A 23,047-nucleotide genomic window follows, 5' to 3' on the forward strand; every position below is an offset into this window, starting at 1 on the left:
TGCTCCCGTGCTGCCGGTCAGATTCCGCCGCGGCTGACGAGTTGGCTCGCGATCACGTTGCGCTGGATCTCGTTGGTGCCCTCGCCGACAATCATCAGCGGCGCGTCGCGGAAGTACCGCTCCACGTCGTACTCGGTCGAATATCCGTATCCACCGTGGATCCGCACCGCGTTCAGAGCGATCTCCATCGCGATCTCGGAGCAGTACAACTTCGCCATACCGGCTTCCATGTCGCACCGCTCCCCGCTGTCGAACTTCTCCGCGGCATATCGGGTGAGCTGACGGGCCGCCGTGAGTTTGGTGGCCATGTCCGCGAGGTAGTTGCCGATCGACTGGTGCTTCCAGATGGGCTTACCGAAACTCTCCCGCTGCTGGGCATAGGCCAGCGAGTCCTCGAGCGCCGCCGCGGCCACGCCGAGCGCGCGAGAAGCGACCTGCAGACGCCCGGTTTCGAGGCCCTTCATCATGTGCCCGAATCCCTTGCCCGGCTCACCGCCGAGAATCGCCTCTGCCGGAATCCGGTAGTTGTCGAAGCTCAGTTCGCACGACTCGACGCCCTTATAACCGAGCTTGGGAAGATCCCGCGAAACCGTCAGTCCCGGACCGTGTTCGACGAGAACGACCGAAATGCCCTTGTGCCGCGGCGTGGCCTTGGGGTCGGTCTTGCACAGCAGCGCGATCAATCCCGCGCGGCGCGCATTGGTGATCCACGTCTTCGCCCCGTTGATCACCAGGTCGTCGCCGTCGCGCTTGGCGGTGGTGGTCATGGCCTGCAGGTCGGAACCGCCCCCGGGTTCGGTGAGCGCCATCGTCGCGCGGATCTCGCCGGTGGCGAGCCTGGGCAGATATTTCTGCTTCTGGTCCTCGGTTCCGTACAGCGCGAGAAGTTTGGCGACGACGGTATGACCGCCCATCGCTCCGGCAAGGCTCATCCAGCCTCGGGAAAGTTCTTCGGTGACCTGCACGTAGCAGGGCATCGACACCGGCGACCCGCCGTACGCCTCCGGCACCGCGAGACCGTAGATGCCGATCTGCTTCATCTGCTCGATCCAGCGCTCCGGGTATTCGTCGGCATGCTCGACTTCTTGCACCGTCGGCTTGACCTCGCGGTCGACGAAGTCGCGAACCGTCTTGATCAGGAAGGTCTCTTCGTCGTTCAGAGTGCTCACGCGGATCCTTCGATCGGTTTCGGGTGCGACCACCCGACCGGACTTTGTACGGCCATTTTGTGGACCTTGCGCAACCGTTGTCAATGGCCGGACTCGCGAAGATGCCGAGGAATCCAGAGTTTTCGGTGATCGGTCCCGCTACATCTGCCTATAAGGCTGGCGCAGCACTGCACATTGGCCGTACATTCACGGCGTTCTCGCACGTTGCCGAAGATCGGAGCGCCGGCATGACCACGACCCCCGTCGACGTCGGCGGACCCTACTTCGACGAACTGTCCGTCGGGCAGGTTTTCGACGCAGCACCCGCAGTCACCCTCACCGACGGTCTCGCGGCCGCCCACCAGTCCATCCTCGGTGATCGATTCCGTCTCCCACTGGACCGGCACCTGTCGACCGCCGTCGCGGGCGGCGCCCTCGCCCATGCCGGGTTGGTCACCGACATCGCCATCGGTCAGTCCACGCTGGTGACCCATCACGTCAAGGCCAATCTCTTCTACCGCGGTCTTCGATTCCACCGTTTCCCGTTCATTGGCGACACGCTCTACACCACCACCGAAGTGGTAGGCCTGAAAGAGAACTCGGCCAAGCCGGGGCGTAGACCCACCGGCCTGGCGGCGCTTCGCATGAGCACCGTCGATCAGGACGGCACCACGGTGCTCGACTTCTACCGCTGCGCAATGCTGCCGCTGAGTGCGAACCCCGATCCCCACAGGGCCGTCCCTGCCGACGATCTGTCCGCCATCGGCCCACAGGACAGCCCCGCATGGTCTGTTCCGGGCGACTGGGATCTCGCGCTGTATCGCGCCCGCGTGCCCGGCGCGCATTTCGACCCGGCCCTTGCCGGTACCGTGCTGCGATCCAGCGGGGATGTCGTGTCGAATGCACCCGAACTGGCACGGCTGACTCTCAACATCGCCGCGACGCACCACGACGAGCGCGTCGGCGCGGCGGGACGTCTGGTGTACGGCGGGCACACCATCGGACTGGCGCTGTCCCAGGCTGCGCGGGCGCTACCGAACCTGGTGACCGTGCTCGGCTGGGAGTCCTGCGATCACACCGGTCCGGTACACGAGGGCGACACCCTCACCAGCGACCTGCATGTCGAGTCCGCCGAACCGCTCCCGCAGGGAGGTGGTGTGCTCACGCTGCGGTCCTCGGTGTTCGCCCATCGCGGGGACAACGCATCGGCGCCGGTGTTGGACTGGCGTTTCACCGCGCTGATGGCCTAAGCACCGAAGCGGTCTACTCCGTTCCGGTGGCGCGGATCTCGTCGACCAGACCCCATTCGAGGGCACGCACGGCGGCAACCGGCGCGGCGGTGACGAACAGATGCATCGCCCGCCATCTCCCGATCCGGCGCGGGATGCTCACGGTCCCACCGGCGCCCGGAATCAACCCCATCGACACCTCGGGAAGCCGGAAGATCGTGTCCGGGTGGGCAACGACCCTGCCGGCGAACGCGGGAATCTCGATGCCGGCACCTACGCAATGACCGTGCAGGTGTACCTCGACGCGGTCGGCGAGACGCCCGACGAGACGACCGGCTCCCCCACGCGTGCGGATCAGATGTGCCGTCGCCGTATCGGGGGTACGCCCGAATTCGTCGAGATCGCCGCCCGCACAGAACGACGGGCCCGCGCCGTCCAGCACGACACGCGTGATGCTCTCGTCGGCGAGGGCCACGTGCAGCGCCTCGACCAGTGCATCACGCAACTGCGTGCCGTACGCATTGCGCCGTTCCGGGCGGTTCAGGGTTACGTGCAGAACGTCCCCGTCGCGCGTCAGGAGCACCGGGTCCTGCGGACTCGAAGGGGCAGAGGACGGGGGCCACGCTCTGCGAGCCAGCGTGCGAATTCGGGTCCGCCCTGCAGCGTCGAGTAACCCAGCGACTCCACATCGATCGCCTCGCCCACCGCAAGTGTCTCCGTTGCTCGCAGCACCTGCCGGGCCACCAGGGACGCGAGTGGATTCCGGGTCACCGCGGCGAAGAAGGTCGCGATATCCGCGTCGGGATCGGCGGATCCGACCGTGGTTTTAGAGTTCGATCCGGAACTCGCGTAGGTGACGTCGAGGGCGTCGAGCAGCGGACCGAAACCCTCCGGGGTGTCTCCGTACGGCGTCGTGGCCCGGCCCACCAGCACCCGATCGGACCGGGTGGCCCGGTGCACCGCCCGCGCGACGACCGGCGCCGGCGCATCGTCGAGGCAAACGATCATCATCGGGCGCTCGACCGCGCCGTCCGCACCGACGAGCGGTGCGTCTGCTGCTCCGTCGGCGAGGTCCGCGAGGGAGATCGTCACGGTCTGTGCCGTATCCATATGCCCCGCCTTCGCGCTCGACTCGGCTCCGTCCGCAGGAATGTAGCATCAGGCCCATGTCCACCTGTCGCACCGACGATCCGGTCCGCGACTGGGCGGAGAGCGGAATAGCTTCTCTGACGGGCAGACTCGACGGACCACCGATCATTCCTCCGGGCCGCGCAGCGACGAGGGCACGGGAACTGGGCGCATGGATCGCATCCGCGACCGGCGACGCCGTGCTGCTCGACGGCGCCCGCCTGCTGTCCGAACGTGCCGCCTTCACCGGAGCCCGCCGGGCGGGTGCCACGTCCGTGGGTGGAGCGTGCCGGTTGCTGCCCACCGCCGACGGGTGGGCAGCGGTGTCGTGCGCGCGTCCCGGTGACCCGCTTCTGCTCGGTGCGCTCGTCGGCTGCGACGTGGGTGACGATCCGTGGCCGGCGGTGACGATCTGGCTCACCGAGCACACCGGTGCGGAACTCGCGGAACGCGCGGAACTCCTCGGCATCGCGGCCGGCCCCGTTGCAGCACCGGTAGGCCTCCCGCCCCGGCCGCTCGAACCGCGCTCCGTCCGTGGTTTGCTCGTCGTCGATTTCAGTGCGCTGTGGGCCGGACCGCTGTGTGCGCACCTGCTCGGACTGGCCGGGGCCCGGGTGGTGAAGGTGGAAACTCCGACCCGGCCGGACGGAGCACGTCGCGGCAACCCCGAGTTCTATCGCCTTCTGCACGGCGGTCACGAATCGGTCGTGCTCGACCCCGCCGACGACGGGCAACGCCGCGAACTCGCTGCCCTCGTCGACGCCGCGGACATCGTCGTCGAAGCGTCACGTCCGCGTGCCCTCACGGGCTTCGGACTCGATGCCCGCAAGGTCGTCGCGCGGGGCGGCACGTGGGTGTCCATCACCGCCCACGGCAGGGAGTCGATGCGGATCGGGTTCGGCGACGACGTCGCCGCCACCGCAGGCCTGCTCGCCCGCGACGCGCACGGTCCGGTCTTCGTGGGCGACGCGCTCGCCGATCCGCTCACCGGACTCACCGCCGCCGCGCTTGCGCTGTCGGCGCCCGCCGACGGTTCCGGTGTCCTGTGGGACGTGTCGATGTCCGCGGTGGTGGCCGCGACTCTCGATGCCCCGTATCCCCCTGTGCCACAGGTCCATCGGCGCGGCGGTGCCTGGTGGGCGGAGACCACGTCCGGCGCTGTGGAGATCGCCGCCCCACGCCCGCGCGCGCCGCAGGGTGACGCCGCCCCGACAGGGCGGGACACCGAGAAAGTGCTGTTCGAGTTGGGAATCCGGCCGTGAGATCGCTGGTATTGCGCGATGTCGAAGTCGACGGCGTTCCCGGGTCGACGGTGGTGATCCGGAACGCGGCGATCGCACAGGTCGTGGCCGGTCTCGAACCGGCGGGTGACGCCTACGTGATCGACGGCGGCGGAGGAGCACTCGTACCGGGCCTGCACGACCACCACATCCACCTGCACGCGGCGGCCGCCGAGCGGATGTCGGTACGGTGCGGTCCGCCGCAGGTCCGGACCGCCGACGAACTCGGAGCGGCGCTTGCGTCCGCGCCGGGGGACGCGGTCCGCGGGGTCGGATACTTCGAATCGGTGGCGGGGGTGCTCGATTCGGAGATCCTCGACCGGCTGCACCCGGGACGGCCGGTGCGCATCCAGCATCGCAGCGGCGCGCTGTGGGTGCTCAACTCCGCTGCCGTGGCGCAAGCGCATCTCGACAGCGCCGACCACCCGGGTGTCGAACGGTACGACGACGGGCGTCCGACGGGGCAGGTGTGGCGGGCCGACACCTGGCTGCGGGACCGCCTTCCCGCTACCGCGCCGCCCCCACTCGATGTGATCGGCGGAGAACTCGCGCGGTACGGGGTCACCGGGATCACCGACGCCACACCGGATCTGTCACCGAGTTCACTCACCGCACTCGTGGACGCGCACACCGGAGGTGCTGTTCCCCAGCGTCTGCACCTTCTGGGCGCACCGGCCGATTTCGTCTCTCCCGCAGACACGATCACATGCGGGCCTTTCAAGATCGTGCTCGCCGATTCCGGGCTACCCGATCTCGACGGTCTCACCGAGACGATCCGCCGGGTGCATGCGGGAGGTCGTGCGGTTGCTGTGCACTGCGTCAGCAGGGAGGCGTTCGCGCTTCTCGTGGCCGTCTTCACCGAGGTGGGCACCTATCCGGGCGACCGCATCGAACACGGTGCGCTCATCCCCGCCGAGTCGATCGACGACCTGCGTCGACTCGGTCTGCGCGTCGTGTCCCAGCCCGGTTTCATCGCCGACCGCGGCGACAGTTATCTGAGCGAGGTCGAGCCGAGGGACCTCGGCGACCTGTACCGCTGCCGCAGCCTCGTCGACGCGGGGATCTCCCTCGCATTGTCGAGCGACGCCCCGTACGGGCCGCTCGACCCGTGGCAGATCATTCGGGCTGCGACGACGCGGAGGGCCGCCTCGGGTGCTGTCGTCGGGCCGGCCGAAAAGCTCACCCCGATGCAGTCGCTCACCGGTTTTCTGTCGCCGGCGGACGATCCGGGTGGTCGGCCGAGAACGATCCGGCGTGGCGGGCCTGCGGACGTGGTCCTGCTCCACGCACCTCTCGCCGAGGTACTCCGGTCGCCTTCGTCGTCCGCTGTGCGTACCACCCTCATCGGTGGACGGATCGTCCACGGATGATTCCGGTTGTCCCCGAGGACCGTCAGGCGACGGTCCAGGTATTGGGCCCGTCGAGGAGTTGTTGCAGGTCGGCGGGTGCCTCGGTCTTCGCCTGCGCCACCTGGTCGCGCACGCCGTCGTCGTACGCCGGCCGATGCACCGCGCGCACGACACCGGTGACGGTGTACCGGAGGTCCTGATCCGACAGGCGCGACAGGGCGTAGGCGTACTCGAGGTCGTCGGTGTACGCGTCGTGGACGATGATCTCGTCGGGGTCCACCTCGGTACGCTGTGCGACGCCCAGGCCGAAACCTTTTCGGACCACGCAGAGTTCGTCGTCGGTTCCGAAGATGATCGGCTCACCGTGCCGAACGTGGATCATCCGCGCACCGGCACCTTCCTTACGCAGCACGTCGAACGATCCGTCGTTGAAGATCGGGCAGTCCTGCAGTATCTCGACGAACGCCGCACCGCGGTGGTGCGCCGCGGCGCGCAACACTTCGGTCAGCCCGTCCCGATCCGAATCGAGGGCTCTGCCGACGAAACTCGCGTCGGCGCCGAGCGCCAGCGACATGGTGTTGAAGGGCGCGTCGACCGAACCCATCGGCGTCGACTTGGTGACCTTGCCAACCTCCGACGTGGGCGAGTACTGCCCCTTCGTCAGTCCGTAGATCCTGTTGTTGAACAACAGGATCCGCATGTTCACGTTACGTCGCAGGGCGTGGATCAGGTGGTTGCCCCCGATCGACAGTGCGTCGCCGTCCCCCGTGACGACCCACACCGACAGGTCGGGCCGGGTGACGGCCAATCCGGTTGCCAGGGTCGGTGCGCGACCGTGGATGGAATGCACCCCGTAGGTGTCGAGGTAGTACGGGAAACGCGCCGCACACCCGATGCCGGAGATGAACACTATGTTCTCTCTCGCGAGACCCAACTGGGGCAACAGGTTTCGGACCGTCGCGAGGATGACGTAGTCGCCGCATCCGGGGCACCACCGAACCTCCTGGTCGGAGGTGAAGTCCTTCGGCTTCTGCGGCACGTCGGTGCGCGGAACGTGAGCGAGGCCGCTCAGAGCCAGTTCTCTTCCCGCAATGCCACCCTCGTGAGCCGCACCGTTGTGAATCGTTTCCGTCATGGGTTCGGGTCTCCGATCTTCGGTGGCGTCAACGGGTGACGGCCGCAGCGACAGCGGCTGGGGTCTTTGCGGATTCGGCGCTCCGCATTGCGTCGCCGAACTCCTCGAGCAGGGCGTCGTGGAGTTCGTCGGCGCGGAACGCCATCCCCGCAACTTTGGTCACGGGCTGGATGTCGGCGTCATACCGGGCGCGAAGCAGCATGGACAGTTGCCCGAGGTTCATCTCCGGTACCAGGACCCTGCGATAGCGGCCGAGCACGTCACCCAGATTCGCGGGCATCGGGTTGAGATGGCGCAGGTGCGCGCGGGCGACCGAATGACCCCCGCGACGTGCCCGGCGCACGGCCTCCCCGATCGGCCCGTACGACGATCCCCAGCCGAGGACGAGGATCTGCGCGTCGCCGTCTGGATCGTCGACCACCAGGTCGGGTACGGCGATTCCGGCGATCCGGGCGCCCCGAACCCGGGTCATGAGTTCGTGATTGGTGTGGTGGTACGAGATGTCGCCGGTGCCGTTGGCCTTCTCGAGACCACCGATGCGGTGCTCCCGGCCGGGGGTACCCGGGATCGCCCAGTCCCGTGCGAGTGTCTCGGGGTCCCGCGCGTAGGGCAGGTGGCCTGCGTCGCCGTCCTCCGGCGGCGTGGCGAATCCGGGTTCGATACCCGGCAGGGCGTCGGCGTCCGGAATGCGCCACGGCTCCGAACCGTTCGCTATCGCACCGTCGGACAGGATCATCACCGGCGTCCGGTAGGTCACGGCGATGCGTGCCGCTTCCCGCGCCACGTCGAAGCAGTCGGACGGAGACTGCGGTGCGACCACGGCCACCGGGGATTCGCCGTTGCGACCGAACAGTGCCTGGAGCAGGTCGGCTTGTTCGGTCTTGGTCGGCAGGCCGGTCGACGGCCCGCCGCGCTGCACGTCGATGACGATCAGCGGCAGTTCGGTCATCACGGCGAGGCCGATTGCTTCGGACTTGAGGGCGAGACCGGGGCCCGACGTGCTGGTCACGCCGAGGGACCCGCCGTACGACGCGCCGATCGCCGCGCCGATACCGGCGATCTCGTCCTCGGCCTGGAAGGTGAGGACACCGAACCGCTTGAGTCTGCTCAGTTCGTGCAGGATGTCGGAGGCGGGGGTGATGGGATACGTCCCCAGGAACACGTCCATGCCCGCGGACCGGCCGGCCGAGACGAGTCCGTACGCCAGCGCCGTGTTGCCGGTGACCTGCCGGTAGCGCCCGGGCGGCAGATCCGCGCGGCCGACCTCGTACGTCGTGGCAAACGCTTCGGTGGTCTCCCCGTAGTTCCATCCCGCGCGCAGCGCCAGGATGTTGGCCTGCGCGATGTCCGCCTTCGCGGAGAACTTGCGTTCGAGGAACTCCTCGACGGGCGCCAGCGGCCGCCCGTACATCCAGGAGAGCACTCCGAGCGCGAACATGTTCTTGGCGCGGTGGGCGTCCTTCTTGCCGACCCCGGACGGCTCGACCGCGCCTGCGGTGAGGGTGCTCATGGGGATCGCGTGGACCACGAACGGTTCGACGAGGTCGGTCTCGAGCGGATTGCTGTCGTAGCCGACCTTGCTCAGATTGCGCTTGGTGAACTCGTCGCTGTTGACGATGAGGATCCCGCCGGCAGGCAGGTCGCCGAGGTTGGCCTTCAACGCGGCCGGATTCATCGCGACGAGCACGTCGGGCCGGTCCCCGGCGGTGAGGACGTCGTAGTCGGCGATCTGGATCTGAAAGCTCGAGACGCCGTGCAGTGTGCCCTGGGGCGCGCGGATCTCGGCGGGGAAATTGGGCTGGGTGGCGAGGTCGTTTCCGAACGCGGCGGCCTCAGCGGTGAATCGGTCGCCCGCGAGTTGCATACCGTCGCCGGAGTCACCGGCAATGCGAATGACGACTTGCTCCAGCTTCCTCGCGGTCGGTCTCGACGTCATACGGTCGGCTCCTTCTTCCCCCGGCAGGCGCCGGGGGTCGGGTGTGCTCCATGGTCGTCCTCATCCGGATATCCGCAACCTGTTCCCGGAACTTTTTCGTCCGGGGACGCTGCGAACTGCGCGTCGGCCGACCGCGCGGCCGACGCTCCGGCTCAGCCGAGGGTGGTCTCGGCGACGAAGCGCAGCACCTGCGGCCAGGAGAGCGCGTAGGCGTCGGCGTTGACCTGATTGCCGTGTCGGGCCCGCGCACTGAATCCGTGCTCCGCACCAGGATAGACGTGCACGATGGTCGCCCCGGTGCGGCGCTCTTGGAGCACTTGCTGCAGGTCACGGAACGTTTCGGTGGACATCACGGTGTCGGCGCCGGCATGGAGCACCATCACCGGTCCGGTGATCCTGGCGGCCTGTTCGACGGCGTCGAGTGTGTGGTTCGGCGGTGCCGAATCCCAGATGGACGGGTGGTACGCGACCACGGAGACGGTTCGCTCGTCGCGTGCGGCGAGGAGCAGCGCGAGGCGGCCCCCGAGGCACCACCCGATCACACCGATCTTCGCCACGCCCAACTCGTCGAAGGCGTAGTCCAGCAGCGTTCCCATCTCGGCGAGGGACGTCTCGTCGTCGAGTCGGCCCATCATCTCGGCGAGTTGTTCCTGCGGGGTGTCGTCGGCGCTCGGTCCGTGCCACGGGTCCCACACGAGCGCCGTGGCTCCGGCGCGAGCGATGTCCTCGGCGTATTCGCGGACCTGGGCACCGATACCGGTGATCATGGGTAGGAGCAGCATCGCGCCGGTGCTGCCTCCGGCGGGCCGAGCGAGGTAGGCGCGCAGTTCTCCGACGTGGAGGAAGTTCGCTTCGATGTCGGTCACGGATGGTCCCTTCGCGGTGATCGGACCGGAACTCCGGTCCGTGACGATCTTCGTACGGGTTCCGGTCCGATGTTCATCCCACTTGCCGGAAACATTTGGAGAATTACATTTCCGTTTGCGATAGTGTGGCTCTCATCACCTCGGTGGCCGATGCCGAGAGTACTTCGGAGCCTCGCGCCACCCGCGAGGACCTGTCAGAGAAAGGGCGATGGCATGACTCGCACCGTATTGGTCAGTGGCGGCACCGGCGGTCTCGGCGCAGCCGTGACGAAACACCTGCTCGACACCGGGTGGCGAGTCGTGGTGCCCTGGCTCGTGCGCGAAGAGCTCAGCCGCGTCGGCACGCACCCCAACCTGCATCTCGTGCAGGCGAACCTCACCGACGACCAGCAACTCGAGGACGCTCTCGCGGTCGCCGGCGAGGATCCGGATGCGCCGCTGTTCGGCGTCGTCAATCTCGTCGGTGGATTCGCCTCGGGTCCGAAGGTCCATGAAACGCCCATCGAGGTCCTCGACTCCCAACTCGACCTCAATCTGCGGACCGCGTACGCCGTCAGCCAGGCTGCGCTGCCCCACCTGATCCGTCGCGGCGGTGGATCGATCGTCTGCATCTCCACCGCCGCGACTCGCAATCCGTTCCCCGGCGGCGCGTCCTACATCGCGTCGAAGGCCGCGGTCTCCGCTCTCGTCGAGACGATGGCACTCGAGTACCGCGAAGACCACATCCGGGTGAATGCTTTGCTGCCCGTCGTGATCGACACGCCCGCCAACCGTGCGGCGATGCCCAATGCCGACACCAGCAAGTGGTCGCAGCCGGCCGACGTCGCCAAGGTGATCGAGTTCCTCATCTCCGATGCGGGCTCGTCCGTCACGGGTGCGTTGATCCCCGTCACTAACGTCGGCTGACGACGCGCGCGGTCGACTCCCACAGCATCGGTGTCGCTGAGCAACTTCGAGTAGCGACCGGCAGGTCGGCGATCCCATTGTTAGGGTCGCGGCGTGCCCTTCCCTCTGCCGTCGAGCACCGACCGGTTGCGCCTGCGTCTTCATCGACCCGACGACCTCGACTGGATGGTGTCGGTCCGCTCCCGTCCGGAGGTCGCCCGCTTTCTGCTGGAGGGCCCGTGGTCGGAGACTCGGGCGGCAGAGGTTCTGGACAAGCGCCTGGCGCGCACCGACCTCGACGGCGAGGAGGGGGCGGTTGCGCTGATCGTGGAGCACGACGGCTCGCCGATCGGCGACATCTCGCTGTGGCTCACCGATCGCGAGCGGCGTACCGCGGAGATCGGGTGGGTGCTCGATCCGGCCCACACCGGTCACGGATTCGGTCGCGAGGCTGTCCGCGCCGCCCTCGCCCTCGGGTTCGACCATGGCCGACTACACCGTGTCGTCGCTCAGATGGACGCTCGCAACACCCGCTCGGCACGACTGGCAGATGCCGTCGGGATGCGGCGGGAGGCTCATTTCCGCCAGGACTTCTGGTGCAAAGGCGAGTGGACGGACAGCTTCGTGTACGCCGTGCTCGCCTCCGACCCCAGGCCGTGACTCGATACGCAAAGGATCGCACCGAAGAGCTGTGGCGAACCGCACCGCCTTATGTATACCCCTGGGGGTATAGTGGGTGAATCCCCAACCTCGAAGGAGAGCCTCGTGTGCTACCCCGTCACCTGTTCCACCTGTAAGAAGACGACCTGGGGCGGGTGTGGCGCACACGTGGACAGCGTCATGAAGTCCGTTCCCGCTTCCCGTCGCTGCCAGTGCCCGAAGGATGCCGCGAGCGACAAGCCCGGATTCTTCAGCCGGCTCTTCGGTCGCTGACCACCTTCTAGATAGATCGGGCGGCCCTCGCCTTCACGGCAGGGGCCGCCCGACTCGCGCCACCCGTTGGCCACGTCCGAAACAGGTACCCCCCTGGGTATGAATATTACCCCCGGGGGTATACTCTGTGAACGACGCCCGTAGTCGCTCACCCGAGGACGTTCGCGCCGATCCCTGCAAATTTCCCGGGGCGTACTGCGCTCGCATGAATACCCCCACCCGTATAAGGAGCTCCACCCGATATGAGCAGCAAGCACGCTGTCGACGGCGATCGGTCGCCGGGGACAACGACACAGAAGCCGGGGACCGCCCCGCCGAAGGGGGCGGGCGGCGTGCTGGCGCGCATGGGCGCCTTCATGGCCACACACGCAAAGTGGGTCTTCGGTGCGTGGCTCGTCGCCCTGATCGCACTCGGGGCCGCAGCCCCTACCGTGTTCAGTTCACTTGCCGGCGCCGGCTGGCAGGCTAACGGTTCGGAATCCGTGCAGGTCCGCGAGCTCGCCGAAGAGCACTTCGGCGGCAATTCCTCCGCCGCGGTCCAGGTGGTCGTGCACTCGGTTGCCGAGCAGGTCTCGGATCCCGCCGTCCAGCAGGTCCTCGGCGAGGTCACCGCGGTGTTCGCCGACGACCCCCGGTTCGGCGAGATTATCGCCCCCCAGCCCGGGATGTCGATCAGCCCCGACGAGCACACGGGCATCCTGATCGCGGGTGCGAACGCGAGCACCGACGAGATGGTCAAGGCCGTCGACGAATTGAAAGCCGAACTGACCGCCCTGTCCGGAGACGGCATCGAGGTCTACCCCACCGGTGCATCCGCGCTCTGGAGCGACTTCAACGAGGCCAACCACGACGCGATGATCAAGGCGGAGATGGTCTCCTGGCCCGTCACGCTCGCGATCATGGTGCTCGCTTTCGGCTCCCTGGTCGCTGCGGGACTGCCCCTGCTGCTCACCCTGGCCGGACTGGTCGCCTCGGCGGGTGGACTCGTCCTCCTCAATGAGATCACTCCGATTTCGGTGTGGGCCATGAACTTTGCGATGATGTTCGCGCTCGCTCTCGGCATCGACTACGCACTGTTCATCGTCGCGCGTTTCCGCGATGCACTGAGAAAGAGCGGAGACGCCCGCGCCGCAGTGGCAGAGACGATGGACACCGCCGGCAAGGCTGTCGTGCTGTCGGGCCTCACGGTGCTGGTGAGCCTGTCCGCAGTGCTCCTGGTGCCCGCTCCCGCAGTCCGGACGATGGCCGTCGGGATCATGCTCGCGGTGACGTTCGTCCTTGCCGCGACCTTGACGTTGCTCCCTGCGGTGCTGGGCAAGATCGGCACGAAGGTCAATGCCGGTTCGCTCCCGTACGCCAAGCGGCAGGAACACCGGTCGCCGAAGTTCGAGGCATGGGGCAACCTGCTGCGCAAGCATCCGTGGCCGTTCGCCATCGGGTCGCTTCTGGTGCTGATCGCACTCTCTATTCCGGTCCTGGGACTCAAGGTCGCGATGCCCTCGATCCAGGTCGTTCCCACCGACGCGCCCGTCCGCCAGGGCTACGAACTCGTTCAGTCCCAGATGGGCGAAGGCGCACCGGGAATGCTCCAGATCATCAGCCCCGCGGCAGATGCCGAATCGGCAGCGGCCACGGCGCGGGACACCGAAGGCATCTCGATGGTCACCCCACCGATGCCGGCGATGGACGGTTCCGACTACGTGATGCTGCAGGCCGTCCCGAACGTCGACCCGTCGGACGACGCGATGGGGTCGATCTTGGACAGCTTGCGTTCCGACCTGCCGTCGCAGGCGCTGGTCGGCGGCGCGCCCGCAGAGAACCTCGACCTGCAGCAGGCGCTCAACGACTACCTCCCCATCATCATCGGGGTGATCCTCGTTCTCGGGTTCCTCTTGCTGCTGGTCGCGTTGCAGGCGCCGTTGATCGCCATCCTGGGCACGCTGGTCAGCCTGCTCTCCACCGCAGCCGCGTTCGGTGTTGCCAAGCTGATCTTCCAGGACGGACACGGTGCCGGACTCCTCGGCTTCACCCCGCAGGGCTTCCTCGACGGCTGGGGACCGGTGTTCTTCTTCGCGATGATCTTCGCCATCGCGATGGACTACACGGTGTTCCTGCTCTCGACCGCCAAGGAACACTACGAAAAGTCGGGTGACCCGAAGGTCGCCCAGGTCATGGGCCTGGCGCACTCCGGCAGGGTCATCGCTGCCGCGGCGGCGGTCATGGTGGCGGTGTTCTTCACGTTCGCCTTCGCCGAACCGCTGCCGCCGAAGGAGATGGGCATCATCCTCGGCGTCGCCGTCCTGCTCGACGCGGTCCTCATCCGCCTCGTGCTGCTCCCGGTGCTGCTGCGCCTGACCGGCCACGCGGCCTGGTGGTCGCCGGCCTGGCTGCGCAAGATTCTGCCTTCCATCAGTTTCTCGCACGGCTGACCTGCGGTATGGGTGGCGGGGCTCCCCCGCCACCCATACCCCCAGGGGTACAGCGGGAGTACAATCGAGAGGGCCCGACCATGACGAAAAAAGACGACAGCAAGAAGAGGGACTTTCGGTGAACAAGCTTCCCCGACACGAGGGTTGGACCGTCGAGCGCGTCGTTCCGCTCATGGCCGGCATCATGGTGCTACTGAGCGTGGCACTGACACTGGCCTTCTCGCCCTGGTGGCTGATTCTCACCGGATTCGTGGGCGCCAACCTCGTCTTCTACTCCGCCGCCGGATGGTGCCCCGCCAGCCTGATCATGCAGAAGGCCGGCCTGGAGCGGGCGAGTTGCCGCATCTCGCCGACAGCCACCGGAACCCACTGAGGCCGACGGCCACCGGAACCCACTGATACAGCCCTTCGGGGCGAACGGAGACCGATCATGAAACTCGCACTGTCCGCGACACTTCGGACCACTTTCGACGACGCGGTCGACAAGACCCGAACCGCGTTGCAGGAACAAGGGTTCGGCGTGCTCACCGAAATCGACATGCAGGCCACCCTGAAGGCCAAGCTCGGCGAGGACATGGAGCGTTACCTCATCCTCGGCGCCTGCAACCCGCCGCTCGCACACCGCGCGGTCGGAGTGAACCGTCAGATCGGACTACTGCTGCCCTGCAACGTCGTCGTGCGCGAGGATCCGGCCGTCGAAGGCACTGTCCTGGTGGAAGCGATGAACCCACAGTTGATGGTGCAAGTCACCGGGGAACCCGAACTCGAGCCTGTCGCCGAGGACGCCGGAAAGCGCCTGCAGGCCGCGATCGACACGCTCGCCGCTCAGCACTGAGCACAGAGCACCGGGTCACGTCAGCCGACGATCCCCGCATCGCGCAGTCCTGCGATCTGCGCGTCCGTCAGGCCCAGCCCGGCGAGCACCATGTCGGTGTGCTGCCCGAGTGCGGGCACGGGCCGCATCGGGAGTTCGACATCGCGAAAGTTCATCGGCGGCAGCAATCCGTGAACGGTGCCCGCTTCGGTGTCCACCTCGCGCCACCGATCGCGTGACGTGATCTGCGGGTGCTCTATGAGCCCCCGCAGATCACGTAGTTGTGCGGCTGGAATGCCTGCGGCGGCAAGCTTTTCGTCGAGATCGGAGGCGGTGAGGCGGCTCGTCGCATCACCGACCAGTTTGTCGACCTCGTGGCGTCGCCGTACGCGTTCGACGTTCGTCGCATACCGAGGGTCGTTCGCCAGGTCGGGCAATCCCAGCACCTCGGCCACCAAAGTGCGCCAGCCACGGTCGTTCTGCACGCCGATGAGAATCTCGCCGTCCGACGTCGGGTACTTGTCGTACGGGGCGATCGACGTATGCGCCAGTCCCATCCGGGGCACCTGCCGATCCTGATACATCTGCAGGTACATCGGGTAGCCGAGCCATTCCGCTGTCGCGTCGAACATCGACACGTCGACGATCGCGCCGACACCCGTGCGATGCCTGCGCAGCAGAGCCGCCTGGATGGCGGTCAGCGCGTACATCCCTGCCGCGATATCGGACGTGGGGATGCCCGTCTTCACGGCTGTCTCCGGGGTCCCGGTGATCGAGCACAGACCGGTCTCCGACTGCACCAGCAGGTCGTAGGCCTTCCGGTCTCGCATCGGCCCCTCGGTGCCGTATCCCGACATGTTCACCACGACCAGTTCGGGATGGCCGGCGCGGAGCACCTCCGCGCCGAGGCCTAGTCGCTCCGCGGCACCGGGAGCCAGATTCTGCACGAACACGTCCGCACCGGCGACCAGCGACTTGACGGCTTCGATCCCGGCCGGGGACTTCAGGTCCACCGCGAACGATTCCTTGCCGCGGTTGAGCCAGACGAAATGCGCGGCGAGACCGTGCACCGCACTGTCGTAGTCCCGCGCGAAATCGCCGTCACCGACCCGTTCCACCTTCACGACGCGCGCCCCGAGATCCGCGAGGTGCCGGGTGGCGAGCGGTGCCGCGACAGCCTGTTCGAGGCTCACCACCGTGAAGCCTTCGAGCGGCAGTTGCGCGCTGTCACCGGCGCCTGCAGGATCCGGTCGATTGCTCGTCACGGAAACGTCCTTTCGTGAGGTGAGGCGTCAGCCGGTGGGGCCGTCGGTGACGAGCGGCCAGAGGTCGCCCGACGCGACCGCTGTGGACAGAACTTCGGCATCACACGAGGCCACCGTCCCGAATTCGCTGCGCCAGGAGAGAATTCTGTTCGCGTGGCGATGCAGTTCGTGCTCCATCGTGAATCCGATCGCACCGAGAGCCTGGTGCGCGTTCCGCACGATCACGGCTGTGGCGTGACCGCTGCACGACGCCGCGACAGCGATCGCGAATCGGGTTCCGGCACTGCCGAAACCGTGCGTGTCGACCGAGACGACGGCAGCATCGGCGGCGGCATGGGCGAGCGCGGACTCGGCCGCGAGGTCGGCCACCAGTGCTTGCACCGCCTGGAACTTCGCGAGAGGACGCCCGAATTGCACACGCGCGGTGGTGTGTTCGACGACGAGTTCGAGGATCCGGTCCATCGCACCGACCGACGCGAGTACCCGCGCGAGTGCGCCGCGGTACCGGAACTCTTCGGCGAGTGTGCCCGGTACTTCGGTGCCGCCGAGTGCGGAGGTGTCGACCTGGATGTGATCGCGCGGTTCGGAGGCGAGATTCACGTCCTCGGTCGGGTCGAGTTCCTCGCGGGCCACCTCCGCGACCCGCCAGGATGCGTCGGCGGCCGGCCAGAGCACGACGATCGTGTCGGCGAACCGCGCCCACGGCACGTGCCGGGCACAACCGTTCTCGTCCAGCAGCGCTGCGGTGCGTACCGCGCTCCCCTCTCCGAGACCGGCCAGTTCGAGCAACCACCCCGCGAGCAGGTCGTTCTCCGCCACGGGCACCGCAGCGGCGGAACGTCCGGCGGCGCCGAGAAGCAGCGCCGCTTCGGTCCAGCCCGCGCCGCTGCCGCCGGCGGATTCGCTGCCTGTCAGCCGGTCGAGGCCGAGTTCGCGGAGCGTGGACCACAGCGCGTGGTCGAACTCGACGACATCGCCGATACGGTGGTCGTCTCCGGCAGTGAAAACCTCGGACAGCATCTGCGCGAAGTCGCGCAATTCGGTGGGCTCGGTCATCTCATTCCCAATCCTCGTGCGATGACCCCGCGCAGGATCTCGCTGGTTCCGCCGCGCAGCGTGAAGCCGGGCCGTTGCATGACGCCCGCCCGGACGAGGCTGCGGAGTCGGTCGTCGGTGGCGGTGTACCCGACGATCTCGTCGGCGAGGTCGGCGATGTCCCCCTCCGTCTTCGTGCCCAGAACCTTGACGACCGACGCCGCGAGTTCTGCGTTCTCGCCGCGCTCGAGGGATTCGGACACCGCGGTGGACATGTGGTGCATACCCACGATGCGCGCGATCGTGGCTCCGATCCTGTGGTCCGGCTCGACAACACAGTCCGCCACCGATCGCACGAGGCCGTCGAGCACGCCGAAGGTGGACAGGAACCGTTCCGGACCGCTGCGTTCGTAACCGAGTTCGCTCGTCACCTGCTCCCAGCCCGCGCCGACCGTGCCGAGCACGAGGTCGTCGGGGACGAAGACGTCGTCGAGTTGCACCTCGTTGAAGTGGTGGTCGCCGGACATCGACAGGATCGGCCGGATCGTCACACCCGGCGAATCGAGCAGCACGATGAACTGGCTCAGGCCGTCGTGCCTGTGTGCCGGGTCGAGAGGGGCCGATCGCGCGAGCGCGAAGAACGCGTCTGCGTGGTGGGCACCCGACGTCCAGAGTTTGGTGCCCGTGATTCGCCACCCGCCGTCGACCTGCGTCGTCTTGGTCTTGACGCTGGCGAGATCCGAGCCCGATTCGGGTTCGGACATGCCGATGGCCCAGCAGATCTCCCCCGCTGCGATGCCGGGGAGAAACCGCCGCTTCTGTTCCTCGGTCCCATACTTCAGCAGCGACGGTGCTGCCTGCCGGTCGGCCACCCACTGCGCGGCGACCGGCGCACCGACCGCCAGAAGTTCCTCGGTGACGACGAAACGTTCCATGAAGGTCCGTCCGTGGCCGCCGTACTCGACCGGAATCGTCATCCCGACCCATCCCTGGGCAGCCAGGCTGCGGGTGAAATCGCGATCCCAGCGGGTCAGCCACGTGTCGACACCGGGCACGAACACCCCCGCGTCCACCTGTTCGTTCAAAAAGGTGCGGACGCGGGTGCGCAGTTCCGTGAGTGCGGCATCCGCCGGTCCGGCCTGTGGCACCAACCGTGTGCTCATCGTTGATCTCTTCCGTCGATTGCCGACACCGGAACGCCGCCCGGGCACAGCAGATTCAAGGACAGTTCTGCGTATCGTTCGGCGATGACCTCGGGCGAATCCGGACCGGCGGGGTCGTACCAGTTCGCTATCGCAGAGGTCATCGCCAGGATCGAACGTCGGCAGTCGTCGGGAAAGCCGGTCGTGAACACACCCTCCGCGACACCGGCATCGATGATGTCGCGGATCCGGCGACGACCGGCCCTGCGCCGCTCCTCGTACAGTCGTGCGCCTTGCGGTTCGAGGTTGCGCACCTCGGTGGCGATCATTCGGCCCTGGTCGGGAAACTCGGTACGGAACTTGACGTTCCCTCGGACGAAGGCGCGCAGTTGCTCGACCGGATCGCTTCCGGCCCTCGCGAGTTCGGCGTCGCAGACCGCGTCGTACGTGTCGACACCGTCGATCAGGGTCGCCAGCAGCAGCTCCTGCTTGTTCTTGTAGTGGTAGTACAGGGCGGACAGGCTCACCCCGGCCTCCTGCGCGATGGTCCGGATCGACGAGGAGCCGTACCCGTTGCGGACGAACTCTCTGCGGCCCGCCTCGATGAAAACCCGCTGTTTTGCCGACGGCGCTCTCACGACAGCCCCTCGACGCCGCCGAACATGCCTACAGCCCCAGGTCTTTCGAGATGATCGTCTTCATGACTTCGCTGGTTCCACCGTAGATCCGGGTCACGCGCGTGTCCGCGTACAAGCGCGCGATGGGGTACTCGGTGATGTACCCGTAGCCACCGTGCAGTTGGAGACATTTGTCGATCACGCGCCCGGCGACCTCGGTGCAGAACAGTTTCGCGCGGGCGGCGTCGGCGACGCTCAGTTCCTTGCGGTCGAGCAGTTCGAGGCAGTGGTCGACGTAGACGCGGGCGGCCTGGGTCTCGGCGGAACACTCGGCGAGCACGAACTTGGTGTTCTGGAATGCGGCGACCGGTTTGCCGAAAACCTTGCGGTCCTTGGTGTATGCGACGGCGTGCGCGATCGCCGCCTCGGCGAATCCGACCTGGTTGAGCGCGATGCTCAGGCGTTCCTGCGGCAGGTTGTGGGTGAGGTACCCGAAGCCGGCACCCTCCTCGCCGAGAAGGTTCTCGACCGGAACCATGACGTCGTTGTAGGACAGTTCGGCCGTATCCTGTTGGTGCAGACCGATCTTGTCGAGTTTGCGGCCGACGGAGAATCCTTCGGTGTCGGTGGGTACCGCGATGATCGACAGGCCGCCCCGGCGGTCCTCCGGATCGAACGGCGACGTCCGGCACACCGTGAGGATCAGATCCGCGGTCATCCCGCCGGTGATGAACGTTTCCGCTCCGTTGACGATGTAGTGCGAACCGTCCTCGGACAGTTTCGCGGTGGTCGCGATGTTGGCGAGGTCGGAGCCGGTTCCGGGTTCGGTCATCGCGATCGCGGTCATGATCGAACCGTCTGCGAATCCCGGTAGCCAGCGTCTCTTCTGCTCCTCGGTGGCATATTCGAGGAGGTACGGCAGGATCAGGCAGGCATGGACGGTGTACGAGCCGAACGAGACCCCGGCGCGCGCGACCTCTTCGAAAACGATCGCGTTGTAGATGAAGCTGGTTTCCCCGCCGCCGCCGAATTCCTCGGGGACCTGGATGCCCAGGACGCCGAGTTCACCGAGCCGCCGAAAGAATTCGCGCGGCGGACGTCCGAGTTCGTCCCACTCCTCCCGATGGGGCACGACTTCCTTTTCGATGAAGTCGCGCAGCATTTTCCGGAACTGTTCGTGCTCTTCGGTCATGATCGTGCGTTGCATGGATCCGTCCTTCGAACGGGGGGAGGCCGGTCAGTTGCCCGTGAAGTTGCCGGGGCGGCGTTCGAGGAACGCGGAGAGGGCCTCACGATGGTCTTGGGTGTGATGCGACAGTGCCTGGAGGGACGCCGACAGCTCGAGCAGGGTGTCGAGGTCGACGCGCTGTCCTTCGCGGAGAAGCTTTTTCGTCATCCGCAGCGCGGTGGGTGGATTGACCGCCACCCGCTCGGCGAGTGCGCCCGCCGCTGCGAGAAGTTCTTCGGGTTCGACGACCTGGGAAACCATGCCCCACTCGAGTGCGGTCGCGGCGTCGACCCGGTCTCCGGTGAACGCCATCTCCGCCGCCCTGGCAGCGCCGACCGCGCGGGGCAGCAACCAGGCGCCGCCGTCGCCGGGGATGATGCCGAGCTTGACGAAACTCTCGGCGAAGAACGCCTTCGTCGAGGCGATCCGCATGTCGCACATCATCGCGAGGTCGCATCCTGCCCCCACGGCAGGGCCGTTGACGGCAGCGATGATCGGCACTTCGCAGTGGTACACGGCTTTGGGCAGCCGCTGGATGCCGCGGCGGTACCCCTCGCGGAGCGCATGCGGGGCACCGGCGAACATGCCGGCGCGTTCGTCCATGTCCTTCACATTGCCGCCGGCGGAGAATGCGGACCCGGCACCGGTGAGGATCACGACGCGGGTGTCGATGTCGTTGTTCGCTTCGTCGACAAGGTGCACGAGGCGCTCGACGACGTCGTTGCCCGAGATCGGATTGCGGGCGTCGGGGAGATTGATCGTCCACGTGACGACGTTTCCGTTGCGCTCGCTGAGTACGACGTCCTGCGCTGTCGACATGTGGGGTGTGGTCCTTCCGTCGCCGATACGGCTCGCACCAAATTTTGGTCGAACGATCGTTAAACTACGGGTGACGTGGGCGACTGTAAAGACTTGGGCGGCATACGGTCAGTCGGGAAGGCTCATGCCCGATTCGGCGATTCGTATGCGCACTTCGTCGGGAAAGACGTTGCGGAACACGAACGGGTCCTGCCCGAGCACCCATCCCGGTGCCAGCGCCGTGGCATAACGCTCGAAGTACCCGAGTTGCTTGCCGAAGAGGACGAGTTCCTCGGGACTCGTGGTGTTCCACTTGCGTCCCAGGGATACGAGAGCACCGATCAGTTCGCTGAGCCGCAACTCCCCCATGTCCCTGCCCAGGAGCGGACCGAAGGTTTCGGCCACCTGACGGCCCACCTCCACGTCGTCGACATCGAGATCTGCCGCGACCCCGAGTGCCCGGATACTTCGCGCGACCTCCGTGAAATCGCCGTCGAGCAGCGCCGCGCGGAACAACTCCCGGAGCAGCATCCGCCACTTCTCGGGCAGTTCACCGACGATCCCGAAATCGAGCAGCGCGACCCGGCCGTCGTCGAGAAGCCACAGATTGCCGGCGTGCACGTCACCGTGGAACGGCCCGTGGCACAGCACCGCTTCGATCCAGACCTTCACACCGCGCCGGACGAGCAGTGCACTGTCGATACCTTCCTGATCCGGAAGAACGCGGTCGAGCGGACGACCGCTCAGGCGCTCCATGCAGATCACCCGCGGACCGCACCAGTCCCAGTAGACCTCGGGGACGGTCACGAAGGCGTTGTCGCCGAAGGCACCGATGTTGCGGCGGAACCGATCCTGCCGGTCCGCCTCGACCGTGGCGTTGAGTTCGGTCATGGTCGCGTTGTAGAGGTCGCGGATGATCGCGGGTGTGTTGGCGATCCGGAAGAACTCGAACACCTGGAGCAGTCGGGCACCCATGTATGCGGCACGCAGGTCGACGAGCATCCGACGGGCGATTCCGGGCCGCTGAACCTTCACGACCGCGCGGCGTCCGTCGCGCAACACGCATCCGTGTACTTGGGCGACGGAGGCCGCGGCGAGCGGTACGTCCTCGAACGATGTGAACAGCTCGTCGATCGGGTGACCGAGATCTTCTTCGATGACCGCGCGCGCCTCGGCGGACGGAAAGGTGGGGACGTCGTCCAGCATGCGCAGGCAGGCATCCGCGAGCGGGGCCGGGAACAGCCCCGGCGACGAGGCGATCAGCTGACCGAGTTTCACGAACGTGGGCCCGAGGTGTTCGAACGCGTCGACCGTGCCGTGCGCGGCAGCGACGACGACGCTGCGTGTGCGCGCACGCACTACCCAGCGCTGCACCGCCCAGCGCAGCACCGCCCACAACACGAACGTCACGAGAACGACGCCCACCACCACCGCACGTCCGAGTTCGGCGAGTCCGAATCGATCGAGCGGCGGCCTGTCGACGCGCAACGCCTCGGGCGACGGGCCACCCGAACACGGTCCCACGGGACCGGGAATCGGTAGCTGCGCCACATCCGCGTTCTCCTCGCCTGCGCTACCGCAGCAGTCAGGACGTGATTCCGGGGCGATCGAGCGGTACGCCTCCGTCACCGACGCTTGGTCGCGCAGGGTGTGATCCTGCACCGCGTGCCCCCATCTCCATCCCCACGCGCTCACCACGGCGCGGCTGTGGGAGCACGGTACCCGGAGAGTTCCTCAGGATCGAGAGGCACGAACACTCGAACGTGAGTTCTCAGGGTATTTCTCAGGGTGTTCAGTGTCGGTGCCCCCGACTACCCTTTGACGGGTAGT

General features: G+C 67.0%; 19 protein-coding genes and 1 pseudogene. 8 read left to right on the plus strand and 12 right to left on the minus strand.

Annotated features, from left to right (window positions below; genetic code table 11):
- Window positions 1-17: 17 nt before the first annotated feature.
- A complete protein-coding gene (locus tag AC0B44_RS13380; RefSeq protein WP_471903342.1) occupies window positions 18-1,169 on the minus strand; it encodes an acyl-CoA dehydrogenase family protein in 1,152 nt (383 codons plus the stop codon).
- Window positions 1,170-1,396: 227 nt separating this feature from the next.
- Between AC0B44_RS13380 and AC0B44_RS13385 the strand changes: the two genes are divergently transcribed.
- The gene (locus tag AC0B44_RS13385; RefSeq protein WP_471903343.1) at window positions 1,397-2,398 is read left to right on the plus strand and encodes a MaoC family dehydratase; all 1,002 of its coding nucleotides are present in this window, start codon (window positions 1,397-1,399) and stop codon (window positions 2,396-2,398) included.
- A 13-nt stretch (window positions 2,399-2,411) separates the two neighbouring features.
- Here the strand turns inward: AC0B44_RS13385 and AC0B44_RS13390 are convergent.
- Window positions 2,412-3,487, minus strand: a pseudogene (locus AC0B44_RS13390) (enoyl-CoA hydratase/isomerase family protein).
- Window positions 3,488-3,543: 56 nt separating this feature from the next.
- On the opposite strand from AC0B44_RS13390, the gene AC0B44_RS13395 reads away from it, so the two are divergent.
- Together AC0B44_RS13395 and AC0B44_RS13400 are read left to right on the plus strand one after the other, a co-directional pair.
- On the plus strand, window positions 3,544-4,767 hold the full coding sequence (locus AC0B44_RS13395) for a CoA transferase (RefSeq protein ID WP_471903344.1): 1,224 nt from the start codon (window positions 3,544-3,546) through the stop codon (window positions 4,765-4,767).
- Window positions 4,764-6,155, plus strand: a complete 1,392-nt coding sequence (locus AC0B44_RS13400) for an amidohydrolase family protein (RefSeq protein ID WP_471903345.1) — start codon at window positions 4,764-4,766, stop codon at window positions 6,153-6,155. Before AC0B44_RS13395 ends, AC0B44_RS13400 begins: the two co-directional genes overlap by 4 nt.
- A 22-nt stretch (window positions 6,156-6,177) precedes the next feature.
- On the opposite strand, the gene AC0B44_RS13405 is transcribed toward AC0B44_RS13400, so the two are convergent.
- The 3 genes from AC0B44_RS13405 to AC0B44_RS13415 form a co-directional block, all read right to left on the minus strand.
- Window positions 6,178-7,269, minus strand: coding sequence for a 2-oxoacid:ferredoxin oxidoreductase subunit beta (locus AC0B44_RS13405; RefSeq protein WP_471903346.1), 1,092 nt, complete (start codon window positions 7,267-7,269; stop codon window positions 6,178-6,180).
- Between the two features lie 28 nt (window positions 7,270-7,297).
- On the minus strand, window positions 7,298-9,205 hold the full coding sequence (locus AC0B44_RS13410; RefSeq protein WP_471903347.1) for a 2-oxoacid:acceptor oxidoreductase subunit alpha: 1,908 nt from the start codon (window positions 9,203-9,205) through the stop codon (window positions 7,298-7,300).
- A gap of 152 nt (window positions 9,206-9,357) precedes the next feature.
- Entirely contained in the window at window positions 9,358-10,071 is a 714-nt protein-coding gene (locus tag AC0B44_RS13415) for a dienelactone hydrolase family protein (protein ID WP_471903348.1), read from the minus strand.
- 213 nt (window positions 10,072-10,284) lie between these two features.
- Between AC0B44_RS13415 and AC0B44_RS13420 the strand changes: the two genes are divergently transcribed.
- The 5 genes from AC0B44_RS13420 (at window position 10,285) to AC0B44_RS13440 (ending at window position 15,153) form a co-directional block, all read left to right on the plus strand.
- Entirely contained in the window at window positions 10,285-10,977 is a 693-nt protein-coding gene (locus AC0B44_RS13420) for an SDR family NAD(P)-dependent oxidoreductase (protein WP_471903349.1), read from the plus strand.
- A gap of 93 nt (window positions 10,978-11,070) precedes the next feature.
- The gene (locus tag AC0B44_RS13425) at window positions 11,071-11,616 is read left to right on the plus strand and encodes a GNAT family N-acetyltransferase (protein ID WP_471903350.1); all 546 of its coding nucleotides are present in this window, start codon (window positions 11,071-11,073) and stop codon (window positions 11,614-11,616) included.
- 515 nt (window positions 11,617-12,131) lie between these two features.
- Window positions 12,132-14,318 carry an MMPL family transporter gene (locus AC0B44_RS13430; RefSeq protein ID WP_471903351.1) on the plus strand — a complete coding sequence of 729 codons (2,187 nt, stop codon included), beginning with the start codon at window positions 12,132-12,134 and terminating at the stop codon, window positions 14,316-14,318.
- A gap of 118 nt (window positions 14,319-14,436) precedes the next feature.
- Window positions 14,437-14,691 carry a YgaP family membrane protein gene (locus AC0B44_RS13435; RefSeq protein WP_471903352.1) on the plus strand — a complete coding sequence of 85 codons (255 nt, stop codon included), beginning with the start codon at window positions 14,437-14,439 and terminating at the stop codon, window positions 14,689-14,691.
- A gap of 57 nt (window positions 14,692-14,748) precedes the next feature.
- Window positions 14,749-15,153, plus strand: coding sequence for a DUF302 domain-containing protein (locus AC0B44_RS13440; protein ID WP_471903353.1), 405 nt, complete (start codon window positions 14,749-14,751; stop codon window positions 15,151-15,153).
- Window positions 15,154-15,173: 20 nt separating this feature from the next.
- Here AC0B44_RS13440 and AC0B44_RS13445 read toward each other — a convergent pair whose 3' ends face one another.
- The 7 genes from AC0B44_RS13445 to AC0B44_RS13475 form a co-directional block, all read right to left on the minus strand.
- On the minus strand, window positions 15,174-16,397 hold the full coding sequence (locus AC0B44_RS13445) for a CaiB/BaiF CoA transferase family protein (protein ID WP_471903354.1): 1,224 nt from the start codon (window positions 16,395-16,397) through the stop codon (window positions 15,174-15,176).
- 27 nt (window positions 16,398-16,424) lie between these two features.
- Window positions 16,425-17,453, minus strand: a complete 1,029-nt coding sequence (locus AC0B44_RS13450; RefSeq protein WP_471903355.1) for an acyl-CoA dehydrogenase family protein — start codon at window positions 17,451-17,453, stop codon at window positions 16,425-16,427.
- The gene (locus AC0B44_RS13455; RefSeq protein ID WP_471903356.1) at window positions 17,450-18,595 is read right to left on the minus strand and encodes an acyl-CoA dehydrogenase family protein; all 1,146 of its coding nucleotides are present in this window, start codon (window positions 18,593-18,595) and stop codon (window positions 17,450-17,452) included. Before AC0B44_RS13455 ends, AC0B44_RS13450 begins: the two co-directional genes overlap by 4 nt.
- Window positions 18,592-19,212, minus strand: a complete 621-nt coding sequence (locus AC0B44_RS13460; RefSeq protein ID WP_471903357.1) for a TetR/AcrR family transcriptional regulator — start codon at window positions 19,210-19,212, stop codon at window positions 18,592-18,594. The genes AC0B44_RS13455 and AC0B44_RS13460 overlap by 4 nt, the downstream gene beginning before the upstream one ends.
- A gap of 28 nt (window positions 19,213-19,240) precedes the next feature.
- A complete protein-coding gene (locus AC0B44_RS13465) occupies window positions 19,241-20,398 on the minus strand; it encodes an acyl-CoA dehydrogenase family protein (RefSeq protein WP_471903358.1) in 1,158 nt (385 codons plus the stop codon).
- 30 nt (window positions 20,399-20,428) lie between these two features.
- Window positions 20,429-21,238: a crotonase/enoyl-CoA hydratase family protein gene (locus AC0B44_RS13470; protein WP_471903359.1), complete on the minus strand. Its 810-nt coding sequence runs from the start codon at window positions 21,236-21,238 to the stop codon at window positions 20,429-20,431.
- A 108-nt stretch (window positions 21,239-21,346) separates the two neighbouring features.
- Complete coding sequence (locus tag AC0B44_RS13475) at window positions 21,347-22,741, minus strand: ABC1 kinase family protein (RefSeq protein WP_471903381.1); 1,395 nt, start codon at window positions 22,739-22,741, stop codon at window positions 21,347-21,349.
- Window positions 22,742-23,047 lie beyond the last annotated feature (306 nt).

The organism is Rhodococcus sp. NPDC019050, assembly GCF_055664235.1.